Origin of the sequence: Peribacillus frigoritolerans (assembly GCF_030676415.1) — a bacterium.
GTDB lineage: Bacteria > Bacillota > Bacilli > Bacillales > DSM-1321 > Peribacillus > Peribacillus frigoritolerans_A.
The window spans coordinates 133,127-148,594 of sequence record NZ_JAUUTW010000005.1 but is presented as its reverse complement, the minus strand read 5'-3'; the positions used below and the strand labels follow the sequence as shown (position 1 = coordinate 148,594).

Here is a 15,468-nt window from a genome sequence, read left to right as displayed (position 1 = left end):
GTGGAATATAAATGAATGTTGAAGAAGTCATTATCATAGGTGGGGGCCCTTGTGGATTGGCTGCTGCAATCGCTCTTAAAGAAGTGGGAATACAGTCCCTGATCATTGAAAAAGGCAATGTGGTTGATTCCATTTACCGTTATCCGACACATCAAACATTTTTCAGTTCGAGTGAAAAACTGGAAATTGGTGATATCGCTTTTATAATCGAAAACCGTAAACCGGTCCGCAATCAGGCGCTAGCCTATTATAGGGAGGTAGTCAGAAGGAAAGAATTGCGGGTCAATAAATTCGAAAAAGTGGAAAAAGTGGAAAAGCGTGAAGATGGGAAGTTTTTAGTCAAGACATCGAAAGGTGACTATACAGCTCTACATGTGATCATATCGACCGGATATTATGATCATCCTAACTATATGTGCATTCCTGGTGAACAGTTACCTAAAGTGTTTCATTACTTCAAGGAGGGCCATCCCTACTTTAATTGTGATGTTGCAGTCATTGGTGGCAAAAACTCAAGTGTGGATGCAGCTCTGGAATTGGTGAAATCAGGAGCGAGGGTTTCAGTCCTTTATAGAGGATCGGATTACTCTTCAAGTATCAAACCTTGGATTCTTCCGGAATTTGAATCATTAGTCCGCAATGGAACGATCAAGATGGAATTTAATGCGAATGTTGCCAGGATAACGGAAGACAGCGTCATCTATCATGTAGGTGAGGAGGAAAAAGTCATTAAAAATGATTTTGTATTTGCAATGACTGGTTACCATCCTGACCATTCCTTTTTAGCTTCAATGGGCATTACTATTGATAAGGACACTGGAAGGCCCGCATATAACGAGGAAACGATGGAGACGAACGTTAAAGGTCTATATATTGCAGGAGTTCTGGCAGCCGGAAATAACGCGAACGAAATTTTCATCGAGAATGGCAGGTTTCATGGTGGATTGATTGCCTATCATTTGGCTGTTAAAGAAAAGTGAATAAATACAATTAAGGAGCTATGACCGTATGGAAAAAATATCATTAATAACGACTGGTGGGACTATTGCCAGTAAACAAACTGCGAATGGTATGTTGGCCTCTGGTGCATTAACTGGCCATGAGTTGGCATCACTTTGCGAATTGCCCAGCGATATCGAGGTTAAAGTGGTTGATCTTTTCCAGATTTCAAGCATGTCCATGTCCTTTGAGAAAATGCAACAGCTTAAATCAGCCATTCAAAAGGAATTGGAGGATCCTGAAGTTACGGGAATCGTCGTGACCCACGGTACAGATACCCTTGAAGAAACGGCATATTTCCTTGATGTCACGAGTAAAGATCAACGTCCAATCGTATTAACAGGCTCCCAACGGTCTCCTCAAGAGGTGGGCACTGATGTATATTCCAATCTAAGGAATTCGATATTATGCGCTGCGAGTGATCTTATTAGGGATGTTGGCGTAGTGGTCGTTTTTAATGAGCGGATCTATTCAGCAAAGTATGTCAAAAAAGTGCATGCTTCCAATTTGCAGGGATTCGAATCTTTTGGCTATGGATATTTGGGGATCATTGATAATGATGTCGTCAGCATCTATCAAAAACCTTTACATAGGGAGTGTTATGAAATTCAGAATCGCATCCCTAGGGTGGATATCATCAAGTGCCATACGGGTGCTGATGGCCTCTTTATTGATGCTGCGGTTGCAAACGGTGCGCAAGGCATCGTGCTCGAGGGTGTAGGAAGGGGACAAGTTACCCCTGTAATGGTAACTTCCATACAAGCTGCAATCGATAAAGGCATAACGATCATCATGACTACAAGTGCAGAAGAAGGAAAAGTTTACCCAGCTTATGATTATGAAGGCAGCGCATTTGATTTAAAACAACGCGGTGTGATATTAGGCGCTGATTATGACAGCAAGAAGGCTCGAATTAAGTTAGCTGTCATGCTGGCAAGCGAAAATCCTATAGATGAGACCTTCTTTAAGTACTGAAGGGTTAAATAAAATTTGGAAGACTTGATTCTTGGATTCAGTTTTTCTTCATTCCATGGTACGATTAAGGAAAAGAAGATGAAAAGAGGGTCAGCTAATGCTGGTCATGTTGTCAGCGGCTATTGCGCCAGGATTGGCGCTACTAAGCTATTTCTATTTGAAAGATCAATATGAAACCGAACCGATATCGGTTGTGGTCAAAACATTTTTATTCGGTGTATTTCTTGTATTGCCGATTATGTTCATACAGTATGTACTCGAAACCGAACATATCTTGAATACTGATTTAGCAAATGCTTTTTTATGGGCTGCACTGCTTGAGGAATTCTTCAAGTGGTTCATACTCATTTATGTTATTTATCAGCATGTGGCATTCGATGAGCCCTATGATGGGATTGTTTACGGAGCTGCAGTCTCCCTTGGATTCGCTACAATGGAGAATATTTTGTACCTGCTGGCCAACGGGGTGGAACACGCTTTTCTCAGGGCCGTTCTCCCTGTATCCAGTCACGCTTTGTTCGGTGTTATCATGGGATATTATTTGGGCAAGGCGAAATTTTCGGCTTCGAATAATAGGGTCTATTTATTATTGGCATTGATCATACCAATTTCGTTACATGGGGTTTACGATTATATTTTAGTTTCCCAAAAATTTTGGGTGTACTTTATTATGCCATTCATGATTTATCTATGGTGGTTAGGCATGAAAAAAGTAAAAAAAGCACGTTTGTTGTCTGACTTTCACGCAGAAAAACTTTCTCAAAATCATTACCTTAGCAAATGATACTATCAAAACGGAGTGCTGGCATATTTTGCCCGCTCCGTTTTTTTCATGTTTGGAATAAAAAAGCCAGTAAAGAAGAAAATAGAATTACATTAATTCAAGAAAAAGAGGAGTGTTTTTGGTGAAAGGAATTTCGTCAAAATGGAAATGGCTTTTGCTGTTTTCGTGTATAACTATTTGTTTCGGAATTTACCCGGAAACAAGAACAAATGCCTTTTCAAGCCAAGTCATCCAAAAAGGTGCGGTTGGTGATGATGTAATTGAACTGCAGGCACGCCTACAAAACATCGGTTATTATAATGGAAAGATCGATGGAGCCTATGGATGGGGCACTTATTGGGCACTTCGAAACTTTCAACAAGATTTCGGACTTCCAATCGATGGTTTGGCAGGGACTACAACAAAACAGAAGTTGGCGAATGCCTCAAATTTCAATAAACAATTTGTTCACGAACAGCTTAATAAAGGGAACGAGTTCACCTATTATGGGGGAGTCCCCATTGAAAAACAGGTAAAAGCGAAACGAAATGGATCTGCGTCTGGAGGGGCCGCTTCCGGAAATGCCCCTTCCAAAACAACGACATCAGCCAATCTTCCAGGAGGATATTCTCAAAACGATATACAGCTGATGGCCAATGCCGTTTATGGAGAGGCACGAGGGGAGCCATATACAGGTCAGGTTGCCGTTGCAGCAGTAATACTGAATAGGGTGGAAAGTGCTGCTTTTCCGAATACCATTTCGGGAGTGATTTTTGAACCTGGGGCCTTTACGGCTGTTGCGGATGGACAGATTTGGCTGACACCGAACGAACGGGCAAAAGAAGCCGTGGTGGATGCTATCAATGGGTGGGATCCAAGCGGAAATGCAGAATATTACTTTAATCCCGATACGGCAACAAGCAAATGGATCTGGTCAAGGGAACAAATTAAAAGAATCGGAAAACATATCTTTTGTAAGTAAAGAGGTGAAGGAAAATGATCAGGAATATAGTGATTGCCCTGCTTGTTGTAGTTGTTGCGGGAACTGCATTCTGGGGCTATCAAGAACATAAGGAAAAAAATGCTGTATTAATCAACGCGGAAAATACGTATCAGCGAGCCTTTCATGATTTAAGCTATCAAGTGGATTTATTGCACGATAAGGTCGGCAGTACTTTGGCTATGAATTCACGTTATTCATTAAGTCCAGCTTTAACAGATGTTTGGCGTATCACTTCAGAAGCCCAAAGTGATGTCGGGCAGTTGCCATTGACCTTGCTTCCTTTTAATAAGACAGAGGAATTTTTATCAAAAATTGCGGACTTCAGTTATAAAACAGCGGTACGTGACCTTGAAAAAGAACCATTGAATGATAAGGAATATGCGACTCTGCAATCCTTGTACACACAGGCAGGGGACATCCAGGGCGAGTTAAGAAAAGTCCAGTATCTAGTCCTTAAAAACAATTTAAGATGGATGGATGTCGAAATGGCTCTTGCATCAGGGAAAGAAAATTCAGATAACACGATCATCGACGGATTAAAGACGGTAGAGAAAAAAGTATCTGGGTACGGGGAAACGAATGAGATGAATCCGACCTTTACTTCTGCACAACAGAGGGATGAAAACTTCAAAAATTTGCAAGGTGAAACCATTACAAAAGAAGAAGCAATTTCGACGGCAAAAAATTATGCACACTCAAAAAGCAAAAATTTGAAGGTGAATGTGGAAGAAAACGGAAAGGGTTCCGATTATGGATTTTATAGTGTGAGCATCCTCGATAAAGATTCCGATACCGAATTGAATATGGATTTGACAAAAAAAGGCGGTTACCCTATTTGGTACATCAATAATAGGGACGTGAATAAAACAAATATTGATTTGAATCAAGCCTATACAAAAGCCGAAGATTTTTTAAAGGAACATGATTTCAGTTCACTTGAATTATTTGAAAGTGCTCAATACGATAATATCGCATTATTGAATTTCGTGACATCAGAAAATGGTGTCAAGATTTATCCAGATTCAGTCAAGGTCAAAATCGCTTTGGATGATGGATCCGTTATAGGGTTTTCAGCCGATGAGTATTTAAAATCACATAAAACCAGGGAAATAGGGAATGCGAACATATCCGAGAAAGAAGCTAAGGGCAAAATTAATAGTAATGTAAAAATAATGGAAGAAGGAAAGGCGTTAATCACCAATGATATTGGTGAAGAAGTTCTTTGTTATGAATTTCTCGGTACGATTAAAGATGATACCTACCGTATTTTCATTAATGCAGATACCGGTCAAGAAGAAAAAGTGGAAAAATTAAAGAATTCGGAACCGATATATGAGAATTTAATTTAATTTAAACTGTTATCATAAATTATCGGTTGCAGGGAAATGTGCTTAGTCACTTTCCCTTTTTCTTATTCCATGACATAACAACTTAAAAGAATATTGGATTATATAGGGAAATGCATGGGTGATATTATTCATTTTCCTTCCTTTCAGTGCAGGCGGAGCTTCCATAAGGCTTTTTAAGAGGCACTTATATTCAATCGGTTTCGCAATTATACCTGTGAATGGCGCTTACGCTAAAATCAGGTTAAAAAGCAAAGTCATTCGCGTAACGGAGAAAGAGCATGGAAAATGCTGCTGCACGTCCAATTTCTTGAACCCACAAAAAATGATGTACAGACATTAATGATGTTTATATTTGAAAAGCAGGTGGATTTAAAGAAAAAAGGCTTGTATGTTTAACATGATTGAATGAAAAACAGCGATTCCATCCATACTGCTAATATAAACGGATGGAGGGTACGGCTTGTGAAAACTTTTGAAAGACTATTAATTAAAGTGATCATCATCCAATTGGCCTGCTTATTTTTTTTCCAGTTCCTTTTGAGCAGAGAGGATCAAATCTTTGATTTGACCAAGCTCTCGAGGTATGAAGGTGTCACCAGCAATAATTATACGAAAATCATTGAAACATTCAATGGGACCCAAAAGTAAAAGCGGTGATCCGCTTTTTTTGTATGAAGATTTTCAATAAAGGTTAACTTCTGATGGCTGTAGTGATCAAAAAAAAGAACTAAGGTGATTTTGAATGTACACATCCCTTTTATTAATGATTTTCCCGCTAGTTGTGATAAAATGAAAGGGTATTAAATAATCAGCATGATTGTAGGATTCTTGGGAGGATTTATGGAAAAAAAATTATCAGTTGCAATCGATGGACCAGCAGCTGCTGGAAAAAGCACGGTTGCTAAAATTGTTGCAGAAAAGTTCAATTACATATATGTGGATACAGGTGCAATGTACAGGGCCCTTACCTATAAGGCCCTTAATCAAAAGATTCGCCTGGATGATGAACAAGCGTTATCAGAAGTTCTCATCGATACGGAAATCGAATTAAGACCAAGTGAAAATGGACAGTTGGTGTTCTTGGATAATGAGGACGTAACAGCCCAAATCAGGAACAATGAAGTGACTGGTTCCGTTTCGGAAGTGGCAAAGCACCGGAGCATCCGGGAAGAATTGGTTCGCAGGCAGCAAATCTTTGGTGAAAATGGCGGTGTCGTCATGGATGGCAGGGACATCGGTACGCATGTTTTACCAAAGGCCGAAGTGAAGGTATTTCTAATCGCTTCTGTGGATGAAAGGGCACAGCGGAGGCATCAGGAAAATATATTGAAAGGTTTTCCATCAGATATCGAAAAATTAAGGGAAGAAATCGCAACAAGGGACAAGCTGGACTCCGAACGCGAGGTATCTCCCCTGAAAAAGGCGGCAGATGCTATCGAAATTGATACGACTTCTTTATCGATTCAGGAAGTTGCAGAAAGTATCATGTCTTTAATAGAAGAGAGGAAAAGATAAAATTGGATTTTTACACATTTGCCAAAAACGTCGTAAAAGGCGTTTTAACGCCTGCGTATAGGGTTAAGACGTCCGGAAAGGAACATATCCCTAAAGAGGGCGGAGTATTGATCTGTGCCAATCACATTGATAATTTTGATCCGCCTGTAGTTGGCATGACATCTCCAAGGGATATTCATTTCATGGCGAAAGAAGAGTTGTTTCAAGCACCTGTTTTAAAGGGTATATTACCCAAAGTAAATGCATTTCCCGTAAAGCGGGGCAATAGCGATCGGGAATCCCTTAGAAAAGGTTTAAAGCTTTTGAAGGAGGGCAAGGCGATTGGTCTGTTTCCCGAGGGAACCAGAAGCAAGACTGGTGAACTGGGAGAAGGTTTGGCGGGTGCTGGATTTTTTGCGTTGCGGTCTGATGCCGTTATCATACCGTGTGCAATCATCGGCCCATATAAATTTTTGCGTCCGTTGAAGGTCGTTTACGGTCCTCCAATAAATTTTACCGAATATCGTGAACAGAAAATATCAGCCGATGATGCTACAAAAATCATCATGGACCAAATTGGGAAATTGATTTCCGAGCATAAATAGTCCTTAATACTTGACAATTTTCTGATTTTGTTAGAATTTATAAAATAAGGGTATTGTTCCTTATTGCGGATGAAAAGGAATATAACTTTATTACTCTAAAAAAACTGTTTTTATCTTTATTAGGAAAGTGTTTTTATTGAACCACTTTAAATAAAATATGTGGCCGATGAAGAGGAAGTTTGCAGATCAGTCATGGGTTAAGGAGGAGTTAGTAATGACAGAAGATATGAACCAGGTAGAAGTGAACAATTACAAAGTTGGGGATCAAGTTAAAGCAACCGTTTCAAAGGTAGAAGAAAAACAGGTCATTGTCGATGTGGAAAACAGCAAGACTGATGGAATCATACCCATCAGTGAGCTTTCAAGCCTGCATGTCGAAAAGGCATCAGATGCCGTTTCGGAAGGTGATGCATTGGAGCTGGAAGTCATTAAAGTCGAAGAAGAAGCTCTCATTCTATCAAAACGTAAAATTGACGCTCTTAAAGCATGGGATGACCTGGAATTGAAATTTGAAAATGGAGACGTATTTGAGGCTGAAGTTAAAGATGTCGTCAAAGGCGGGCTTGTTGTAGATCTAGGCGTACGTGGTTTTGTTCCAGCTTCTCTAGTAGAAGACTATTTCGTTGAAGACTTTTCTGATTACAAAAACAAAACCTTAACATTCAAGATCGTTGAGCTTGAGAAAGACAAGAATCGCTTAATCCTCTCACATCGGGCAGTGGTCCAAGACCAAAAGGAAAAGCAAAAAGCAAACGTTTTGGATAAGATTGAAAGCGGGCAAGTGCTTGAGGGCGTGGTCCAAAGGATTACCGATTTTGGTGCATTCGTGGATATTGGAGGCGTAGACGGCCTTGTCCACATTTCCCAGCTTTCCCATCAGCATGTCGACAAGGCATCCGATGTCGTTTCCGAAGGGGATAAGGTGCAGGTGAAAGTACTATCCATCGATCGTGATAATGAAAGGATTTCACTTTCCATTAAGGATACCCTTCCGGGACCTTGGGCAGGCATAGCAGAAAAAGCGGCCAAAGGCTCTAAACTGGAAGGTACCGTCAAACGCCTTGTTTCTTTCGGTGCATTCGTGGAGATTTTTCCAGGGGTTGAAGGGCTTGTCCATATTTCACAGATTTCGCACAAGCATATTGCCACACCGCAAGAAGTACTTAAAGAAGGCCAGTCTGTCGAAGTGAAAGTGCTGGAAGTCAATGAAACGGATCAACGTCTATCATTGAGCATTAAGGAACTTGAGGAACCTCAATCCAATTACAACACATCAGATTATGAGCTCCCTGAAGAATCTAAGGGATTTCAGCTAGGTGAAATGATCGGTGATCAATTGAAAAAACTAAAATAAGATAATAATGGTGATGGCCTTGGAGAGAAAACAACGAAAATTAGATCATATAGAATTTGCTCTAAAGACAGGACAGCAGCATAAAACCGGACTAGAAGATATTTCGTTTATTCACCAAAGCTTACCAGGTATTTCCTTGAATAATGTGAACCTCACAGCAGAAGTTGGCGAACTTGAATTAAGTTCGCCAATTTTTATAAATGCCATGACCGGAGGCGGAGGCCCTGAAACCGAAAAATTGAATGGTGACCTAGCCATTGTTGCACGGGAAACAGGAATCGCCATGGCGGTAGGATCGCAAATGGCAGCCATCAAGGATTCTAGCCAGCAAGCTTCTTTTAAAGTTGTAAGGAAGGAAAATCCAGATGGTGTGTTGATTGGTAATCTCGGTGGTGAAGCAACAGTCGAACAGGCTAAGCAGGCCAGTGAAATGATCGGGGCCAATGCCCTTCAGATTCATATTAACGTCATCCAAGAATTGACGATGCCTGAAGGGGACAGGGATTTTGCGGGTACCCTTTCCAGAATAGAAAAAATCAACAGATCGATCGGAATTCCTGTCATCGTAAAAGAGGTTGGATTTGGGATGAGTATGGAAACGGTGCAGCAATTACAATCCGTGGGTGTTTCAATCATTGATGTAGGCGGGTTTGGCGGAACGAATTTTGCTAAAATCGAGAATGAAAGACGAGCAAAAGTACTCGGATATTTTAATGAATGGGGCATACCGACAGCCGCTTCGATTGTCGAAGCGATTAATGTTTCACCACAGCTTTCAGTCATTGGGTCGGGTGGCATTCAAAGCCCTTTGGAAATTACAAAAAGCCTGGCATTAGGAGCGAAAGGTGTCGGATTGGCCGGACATTTCCTCAAACTCTATAAAGAGTTGGGCTTGGAACAGTTGATTAAAGAAATACATTACATACATGAAGATTTGAAGGTCATCATGACTGCACTCGGATGTGGTAATATCTCAGAGCTAAGGAAATCGAAATTAGTCATCAAAGGAAATACCTATCATTGGTTATCTCAAAGAGGCATTGATTGTTCGGCGTATGCTAAATGAATGACCACAAAAAGGAAGCATCTCAAATGAAACGAATTGAGATGCTTTTTTTTGTTCAGGGATAGACTTAACTATTCCTTTTTCGTGCCTCTTCAGGGCTTTCCATTCTTGTTGCCCCTTTATGATCCAGTGATTGGTCCCTGTCGGACTCCACCCGTTTACTTTCTTTCAATTTCTTCTCTTGACGATCTTTTCCCATGTTCACACCTCCTTTTTAAATGATAGGGGGAAGGTATTCCTCATTAAATGCCGTGCTTTAGGTTTATACTTTGAATAAACAAGCCATAATGTTCCTAAAAGGGGGACGCTGCATGGATGGGATTATATTTTATTGGATTTCATGGATAGTTTGGGTCATTGTCATGTATTTTATTCCGAAAACGGTTCCCTTTCGATTTGATTTTCTTTTTCATCTATTAGCCGTTATGGTATTAGCGGGCTATAAACTGGAGGCTCCTTTGGTTTCCGTGCATTTGAGTGGTCCGTATCTTTTCTTTATACTGTGTGTGTATATTAGGAAGATATCAATCATCAAGATGATGGAACTGATCAGCGGAAGTCTTATCATCACTCTCGCTTATGCCAGTTTTCAACTTTTTTCTTTGCTTGATCCGATATGGCTCATCATGAAACCCTCTTATCTTTTGTGTATTTTCCTGAATTATCTTATCCTATTACTTTTTAAAAATTGGAAACATCGATTGTTCGTCCTTTTAATTGGGATGATGATGGGGGATATCATATATTCTGGATTACTTGCTTACCACTCTTTACCTTATGTGGCCCTTGCTTACGCATGGCATGATAATGCAGTTCTGGTATTGGGCGCAAACATACTGTGGAGAATGTTGGAACTGGTTGGCCAATACATTTATTTAATATCCCAATCGAGATTTTTATCAAAACAAGGAAAAGAGAATTTTAATCAATGAAGAGCATGGTAAAAAATAGTTATGTGGTATTAGCCGCTTCATCAAAAGGCAGAATTATAAATGGAACCAATTGGAATTGGAAGGCTTTTATTCATACAATCATTGTTGATTGGCGAGAAATTTGTTACTATAGGATAGTTAGAGGTCTGTAGATAAATCGTAAAATGCTCTAAACAATTAAAAAGGAAGCCGTATGTCGAAGCTTTCTTCATTTTTTTGGTCTGTTTATAATCAAGTTTGAGCATGCAGAGGGTTCAGCTTCACGTCACCTTAGGAACCGGGACGTCAAGTGGACAAACTGCCCGTGAATATTTGATGAGATTAACTGAACATCAGTGTGGATTTTCTTACTGATGAAAGATTCCTTTAAATGATTATGGATACAGCCTTTTCCTTTAAAAGGAAATAATGAAAATCAATAATGCAAAGCAACCGTAATAAATGCATTCATGAATTTCGTGACTTTGACAGAGATATAGTAGCAGAAAGGGTGAATAGCAATGCCAAAACCGGTAATTGCGATAGTCGGTCGTCCGAACGTAGGAAAATCGACAATCTTTAATAGAATAGTTGGAGAACGGGTTTCGATTGTCGAAGACGTTCCTGGAGTAACTCGGGACAGGATTTATAGTTCTGGTGAATGGTTGACACATGATTTTAACATTATTGATACAGGTGGAATTGATATCGGTGACGAGCCGTTCCTAGAACAAATTCGCCAGCAGGCTGAAATTGCCATCGACGAAGCTGATGTGATAATTTTCATGACGAATGGTCGTGAAGGGGTAACGGCTGCTGATGAAGAAGTCGCTAAGATACTCTTTAAATCGAGAAAGCCAGTTGTCCTTGCGGTAAATAAAGTCGATAACCCAGAAATGAAAGATCAAATTTATGATTTCTATGCGTTAGGTTTTGGCGATCCTTTCCCGATCTCCGGGTCTCATGGACTTGGTCTTGGTGACCTTCTGGATGAAGCGGCCAAACATTTCCCTAAATTCACCGGCCAGGATTATGCTGATGATGTCATTAAATTCAGTTTGATTGGAAGACCGAACGTAGGTAAATCATCTCTGGTCAATGCATTGTTAGGTGAAGAACGTGTCATTGTTAGTGATATTGAAGGTACGACTCGCGACGCGATTGACTCTCCTTATAAGTATAATGGCAAAGAATATGTCATTATTGATACAGCAGGGATGCGGAAAAAAGGTAAAGTGTATGAAAGTACGGAAAAATATAGCGTACTTCGTGCATTAAGGGCAATTGAACGTTCAGACGTTGTTCTTGTGGTCCTGAACGCTGAAGAAGGTATTCGTGAGCAGGATAAAAAAATTGCCGGATATGCCCATGAAGCGGGTAGGGCGGTCATCATCGTCGTCAATAAGTGGGATGCCATCGAGAAAGATGAAAAAACGATGAAGGATTTTGAAGAAAAGATCCGTGCCCATTTCCTATTCTTGGATTATGCGCCAATCATTTATCTTTCTGCCTTAACGAAAAAACGGACACATACCTTAATACCGGTCATCGATCAGGCTAGTGAGAATCATGCTATCCGGGTTCAGACAAATGTATTGAATGAAGTGGTCATGGATGCCGTGGCTATGAATCCGACACCAACTCATAATGGCAACCGTTTGAAAATTTATTATACGACTCAGGTAGCGATCAAGCCGCCAACTTTCGTTGTATTCGTTAACGATCCAGAGTTGTTGCATTTCTCATATGAGAGATTTTTAGAAAATCGAATTAGGGATGCCTTTGGTTTTGAAGGAACACCAATACGAATTTTTGGACGCCAGAGAAAATAGTAAAGGTGGTTATACCATGGTGAAAGATAAAGAAAGTATCGCAGTGATTGGAGCTGGGAGCTGGGGAACTGCTTTAGCGCTCGTAATCGCTGATAACCAGCATGAAGTGAGATTATGGGGACATAATCAGAAACAAATCAATGAAATAAATCAAAATCATACGAATGAAAAATACTTGCCTGGGATTGAATTGCCATTGGGGATTAAAGGTTATTCTTCCATTAAGGAAGCATTGGTCGGGATTGAAATAATAATTTTGGCTGTGCCGACCAAAGCCTACCGGGAAGTGCTTGGTCAGATTGAAGAGGCTCATGATAAACCATTGACAATCGTCCATGTGAGTAAGGGAATTGAACCTGATTCCCTGCTTCGTATATCGGAAATGATTGAAGAAGTCTCTTCGGCTGAATGGCTTAAGGATATAGTGGTTCTTTCAGGACCGAGCCATGCAGAAGAAGTCAGTCTACGTCATCCGACAACAGTTGCCGTTTCTTCAAAGAATATGAAAGCTGCCGAAAGGGTTCAGGACATCTTTATCAATAATAATTTCCGTGTATATACAAATCCGGACTTGATTGGTGTTGAAATCGGAGGGGCATTAAAGAACATCATTGCTTTGGCTGCCGGCATTACGGACGGTTTAGGTTATGGGGATAATGCCAAGGCTGCATTAATGACACGAGGATTGGCTGAAATATCCCGTCTAGGGGTAGCCATGGGGGCTAATCCACTAACGTTTTCAGGTTTAGCTGGGATTGGCGACTTGATCGTCACTTGTACAAGCGTTCATTCCCGTAATTGGAGAGCTGGAAATATGCTTGGTAAAGGGCAAAAGCTTGAAGAAGTTTTGGAAAACATGGGTATGGTCGTTGAAGGTGTCAGAACCACTAAAGCCGCTTATCAACTAGCCCAAAAGTACGAAGTGAACATGCCGATCACTGAAGCCCTGTACGATGTTTTATTCAATGGGGAAGAAGTGAAAAAGGCAGTTGACCTTTTGATGAATCGTTCAAAAACGAATGAGATGGAAGAACTTTTTAACATATTGGATAGCAGGCAGCAGGATTAACCTCCAATCTGTTGATTTTCATAAAAGAATTTCATTAAATTAGGCATTTGATGATGCGCCTTGCTGTGTATCAGCATACAATGCAACGAAAGTAAACTAGTAATTTGACCTCGGCACGGGGGATTTAGTCAAATGAGCAGAAGATATCTAGATATCTTCTGCTTTTTTTTATGGGCAAAAAATCATCTGTTCTCTTTTAATTTATGAATAATTGAATAGATTATTCAAATTTGCATAAATCATTCTACATATTTCCTTGTTTTTTGTTAAAAATCGACTCTTTTTTTTGGTATGAAAATTGCGAAGTGTAATATGACCAAAAAAATTATATGGGAGGCGAGAAAAGTTGCTTAACTTTTCTCTCTAAAAAGGAAGGGGAATGATACATGCAAACAGGTAAACTGAAAAGGTCTTTAAACTTATGGCATATCGTATTGCTTGGTGTTGGATATATGACGCCGATGGTTGTTTTTGATACATTCGGGATAGTTTCCGAAAAAACGGGGGGGCATGTGCCAACCGCATATGTCATTGCTCTTTTAGCGATGTTGTTTACTGCAGCCAGTTACGGAAAAATGGTGAAAATTTATCCGCAGGCAGGTTCATCCTATACTTACACCCAAAAAACGATCAATCCACATTTAGGTTTCCTTGTCGGGTGGTCTTCGTTACTTGATTATTTATTTTTACCGATGGTGAACGGCATTTTAACAAAAATATACTTAACTGCTCTTTTTCCGGATGTATCCCCGTGGATATGGGTGGTGGCATTTGTCCTTTTAATGACAGTCATTAACTTATTCAATGTTAATTTTGCAGCCAATTTCAATAGCTTTCTTGTTTTTTTTCAAATGTTGGTCATCATTATTTTTGTGGTACTTGTCGTTAAAGGAGTCATGGGTGGAGAAGGGACTGGAGAGGTCTTATCGGTTCAGCCATTCATCGGGCCTCATATGGAAATGTCGACGCTCATAACGGGTGCTACAATCCTTTGTTTTTCTTTCTTGGGGTTTGACGCAGTCACTACTTTATCGGAAGAAACACCGAATCCATCCAAAACGGTTCCCCGGGCCATCTTTTTGACTGCTCTTATCGGAGGGGTTTTATTTGTGACGGCATCATTCTTTACACAGTTATTTTTCCCGGATGTTTCCCGTTTTAGCGATCCTGAAGCAGCCTCTCCGGAAATTGCCCTTTTCGTGGGCGGGAAGTTATTTCAGGCTTTCTTTCTTGCAGGAACCTTATGCGGTACCCTTGCCTCCGGTCTTGCATCTCATGCTAGTGTTTCTAGGTTGCTATATGTCATGGGGCGTGACCAAATGATCCCGAAAAAACTATTTGGGTTTATCCACCCCAAATACAACACGCCATTTTTTAATGTCATATTTGTTGGGTCCATATCAATGGTTGCCTTATTCCTTGATTTGGTTACGGCCACTTCCCTCATAAACTTTGGAGCTTTAATTGCTTTTACCTTCGTGAATATTTGCGTAATCGTCCATGCAATAAGAAACAAAGGCTTTAGAACGATTAAAGGATTTCTTTCAACTATTCTGTCCCCGGTTTTAGGCGCGGCTTCGGTGTTCATCCTTTGGCTTAATCTCGAGATGAGTTCGTTGATTTTAGGAATTGTCTGGGCGGTAATTGGGATTGGTTATCTTCTTTATCGGACAAAATGGTTTACGGAATCCCCTCCGCTATTCCATTTTGAAAAAGCACAGTGAATCAACTGTATTCATGAAACCGAGGGAGGCTGTTATATGGTTATGAGAAATGAAGAGGTCGTTAATGCTCATGCCTGTTGTTCTATTTTCGTTCATGGCGTTAACAACGTGTTCAGCACTTATAAGCAAATATGTCACTTGGTATGGTTCCGGGAGCCTGCTGGCACGCTTTTATGGTGATGCTTTTCACAGCGTACAGTTATGGACAGATGGCAAAGTCATTCCTTCGGTAGGTTTGGTGTATGCGTATACGCAAAAGTCTATTAATGTCGGTTTTCTTGTAGGTTAGTCGAAACTGATTGTTCAGCATTTTCTTTTCAGCAG

16 protein-coding genes are annotated in these 15,468 nt (G+C 40.3%); 15 read left to right on the top strand and 1 reads right to left on the bottom strand.

Features of this window, described 5'->3' with window-relative positions; translation table 11 throughout:
• Positions 1-11: 11 nt before the first annotated feature.
• The 10 genes from Q8G36_RS07280 (at position 12) to fni (ending at position 9,608) form a co-directional block, all read left to right on the top strand.
• Positions 12-980, top strand: a complete 969-nt coding sequence (locus tag Q8G36_RS07280; RefSeq protein ID WP_305160114.1) for a YpdA family putative bacillithiol disulfide reductase — start codon at positions 12-14, stop codon at positions 978-980.
• A 28-nt stretch (positions 981-1,008) separates the two neighbouring features.
• A complete protein-coding gene (locus tag Q8G36_RS07275; protein WP_305160113.1) occupies positions 1,009-1,974 on the top strand; it encodes an asparaginase in 966 nt (321 codons plus the stop codon).
• Between the two features lie 97 nt (positions 1,975-2,071).
• Complete coding sequence (gene prsW, locus Q8G36_RS07270) at positions 2,072-2,758, top strand: glutamic-type intramembrane protease PrsW (RefSeq protein WP_095389678.1); 687 nt, start codon at positions 2,072-2,074, stop codon at positions 2,756-2,758.
• 154 nt (positions 2,759-2,912) lie between these two features.
• Positions 2,913-3,719 (top strand): spore cortex-lytic enzyme, encoded by an 807-nt coding sequence (sleB, locus tag Q8G36_RS07265; protein ID WP_305160148.1) that lies wholly within the window; start codon positions 2,913-2,915, stop codon positions 3,717-3,719.
• A 14-nt stretch (positions 3,720-3,733) separates the two neighbouring features.
• On the top strand, positions 3,734-5,089 hold the full coding sequence (ypeB, locus tag Q8G36_RS07260; RefSeq protein ID WP_305160112.1) for a germination protein YpeB: 1,356 nt from the start codon (positions 3,734-3,736) through the stop codon (positions 5,087-5,089).
• A 462-nt stretch (positions 5,090-5,551) separates the two neighbouring features.
• Positions 5,552-5,737: a YpfB family protein gene (locus tag Q8G36_RS07255; protein WP_305160111.1), complete on the top strand. Its 186-nt coding sequence runs from the start codon at positions 5,552-5,554 to the stop codon at positions 5,735-5,737.
• Positions 5,738-5,929: 192 nt separating this feature from the next.
• Complete coding sequence (cmk, locus tag Q8G36_RS07250; protein ID WP_305160110.1) at positions 5,930-6,604, top strand: (d)CMP kinase; 675 nt, start codon at positions 5,930-5,932, stop codon at positions 6,602-6,604.
• Positions 6,605-6,606: 2 nt separating this feature from the next.
• Complete coding sequence (locus Q8G36_RS07245; RefSeq protein WP_305160109.1) at positions 6,607-7,188, top strand: lysophospholipid acyltransferase family protein; 582 nt, start codon at positions 6,607-6,609, stop codon at positions 7,186-7,188.
• 214 nt (positions 7,189-7,402) lie between these two features.
• Entirely contained in the window at positions 7,403-8,542 is a 1,140-nt protein-coding gene (rpsA, locus tag Q8G36_RS07240; RefSeq protein ID WP_305160108.1) for a 30S ribosomal protein S1, read from the top strand.
• A 19-nt stretch (positions 8,543-8,561) separates the two neighbouring features.
• Positions 8,562-9,608, top strand: a complete 1,047-nt coding sequence (gene fni / locus Q8G36_RS07235; RefSeq protein WP_305160107.1) for a type 2 isopentenyl-diphosphate Delta-isomerase — start codon at positions 8,562-8,564, stop codon at positions 9,606-9,608.
• Between the two features lie 67 nt (positions 9,609-9,675).
• Here fni and Q8G36_RS07230 read toward each other — a convergent pair whose 3' ends face one another.
• A complete protein-coding gene (locus tag Q8G36_RS07230) occupies positions 9,676-9,807 on the bottom strand; it encodes a YpzI family protein (RefSeq protein ID WP_069981702.1) in 132 nt (43 codons plus the stop codon).
• Between the two features lie 112 nt (positions 9,808-9,919).
• Here Q8G36_RS07230 and Q8G36_RS07225 point away from each other — a divergent pair, with 112 nt between their 5' ends.
• The 5 genes from Q8G36_RS07225 to Q8G36_RS07205 all read left to right on the top strand — a co-directional run bounded on the left by Q8G36_RS07225 (position 9,920) and on the right by Q8G36_RS07205 (position 15,433).
• Complete coding sequence (locus Q8G36_RS07225; protein ID WP_305160106.1) at positions 9,920-10,540, top strand: YphA family membrane protein; 621 nt, start codon at positions 9,920-9,922, stop codon at positions 10,538-10,540.
• Between the two features lie 500 nt (positions 10,541-11,040).
• Positions 11,041-12,351 (top strand): ribosome biogenesis GTPase Der, encoded by a 1,311-nt coding sequence (gene der, locus Q8G36_RS07220; RefSeq protein WP_305160105.1) that lies wholly within the window; start codon positions 11,041-11,043, stop codon positions 12,349-12,351.
• A gap of 16 nt (positions 12,352-12,367) precedes the next feature.
• Entirely contained in the window at positions 12,368-13,420 is a 1,053-nt protein-coding gene (locus tag Q8G36_RS07215; RefSeq protein ID WP_305160104.1) for an NAD(P)H-dependent glycerol-3-phosphate dehydrogenase, read from the top strand.
• A 386-nt stretch (positions 13,421-13,806) separates the two neighbouring features.
• Positions 13,807-15,144 carry an APC family permease gene (locus tag Q8G36_RS07210; protein WP_305160103.1) on the top strand — a complete coding sequence of 446 codons (1,338 nt, stop codon included), beginning with the start codon at positions 13,807-13,809 and terminating at the stop codon, positions 15,142-15,144.
• Positions 15,145-15,193: 49 nt separating this feature from the next.
• Positions 15,194-15,433, top strand: a complete 240-nt coding sequence (locus Q8G36_RS07205; RefSeq protein ID WP_305160102.1) for a hypothetical protein — start codon at positions 15,194-15,196, stop codon at positions 15,431-15,433.
• The last annotated feature ends 35 nt before the right edge of the window (positions 15,434-15,468 follow it).

What these genes read in the sequence shown, in the direction of transcription:
- Q8G36_RS07280 (WP_305160114.1), top strand. Translation starts at nt 12, where the DNA reads ATGAATGTTGAAGAAGTCATTATCATAGGTGGGGGCCCTTGTGGATTG.
- Q8G36_RS07275 (WP_305160113.1), top strand. Translation starts at nt 1,009, where the DNA reads ATGGAAAAAATATCATTAATAACGACTGGTGGGACTATTGCCAGTAAA.
- prsW (WP_095389678.1), top strand. Translation starts at nt 2,072, where the DNA reads ATGCTGGTCATGTTGTCAGCGGCTATTGCGCCAGGATTGGCGCTACTA.
- ypeB (WP_305160112.1), top strand. Translation starts at nt 3,734, where the DNA reads ATGATCAGGAATATAGTGATTGCCCTGCTTGTTGTAGTTGTTGCGGGA.
- cmk (WP_305160110.1), top strand. Translation starts at nt 5,930, where the DNA reads ATGGAAAAAAAATTATCAGTTGCAATCGATGGACCAGCAGCTGCTGGA.
- rpsA (WP_305160108.1), top strand. Translation starts at nt 7,403, where the DNA reads ATGACAGAAGATATGAACCAGGTAGAAGTGAACAATTACAAAGTTGGG.
- Q8G36_RS07230 (WP_069981702.1), bottom strand. Translation starts at nt 9,807, where the DNA reads ATGGGAAAAGATCGTCAAGAGAAGAAATTGAAAGAAAGTAAACGGGTG.
- Q8G36_RS07225 (WP_305160106.1), top strand. Translation starts at nt 9,920, where the DNA reads ATGGATGGGATTATATTTTATTGGATTTCATGGATAGTTTGGGTCATT.
- der (WP_305160105.1), top strand. Translation starts at nt 11,041, where the DNA reads ATGCCAAAACCGGTAATTGCGATAGTCGGTCGTCCGAACGTAGGAAAA.
- Q8G36_RS07215 (WP_305160104.1), top strand. Translation starts at nt 12,368, where the DNA reads ATGGTGAAAGATAAAGAAAGTATCGCAGTGATTGGAGCTGGGAGCTGG.
- Q8G36_RS07210 (WP_305160103.1), top strand. Translation starts at nt 13,807, where the DNA reads ATGCAAACAGGTAAACTGAAAAGGTCTTTAAACTTATGGCATATCGTA.
- Q8G36_RS07205 (WP_305160102.1), top strand. Translation starts at nt 15,194, where the DNA reads ATGAAGAGGTCGTTAATGCTCATGCCTGTTGTTCTATTTTCGTTCATG.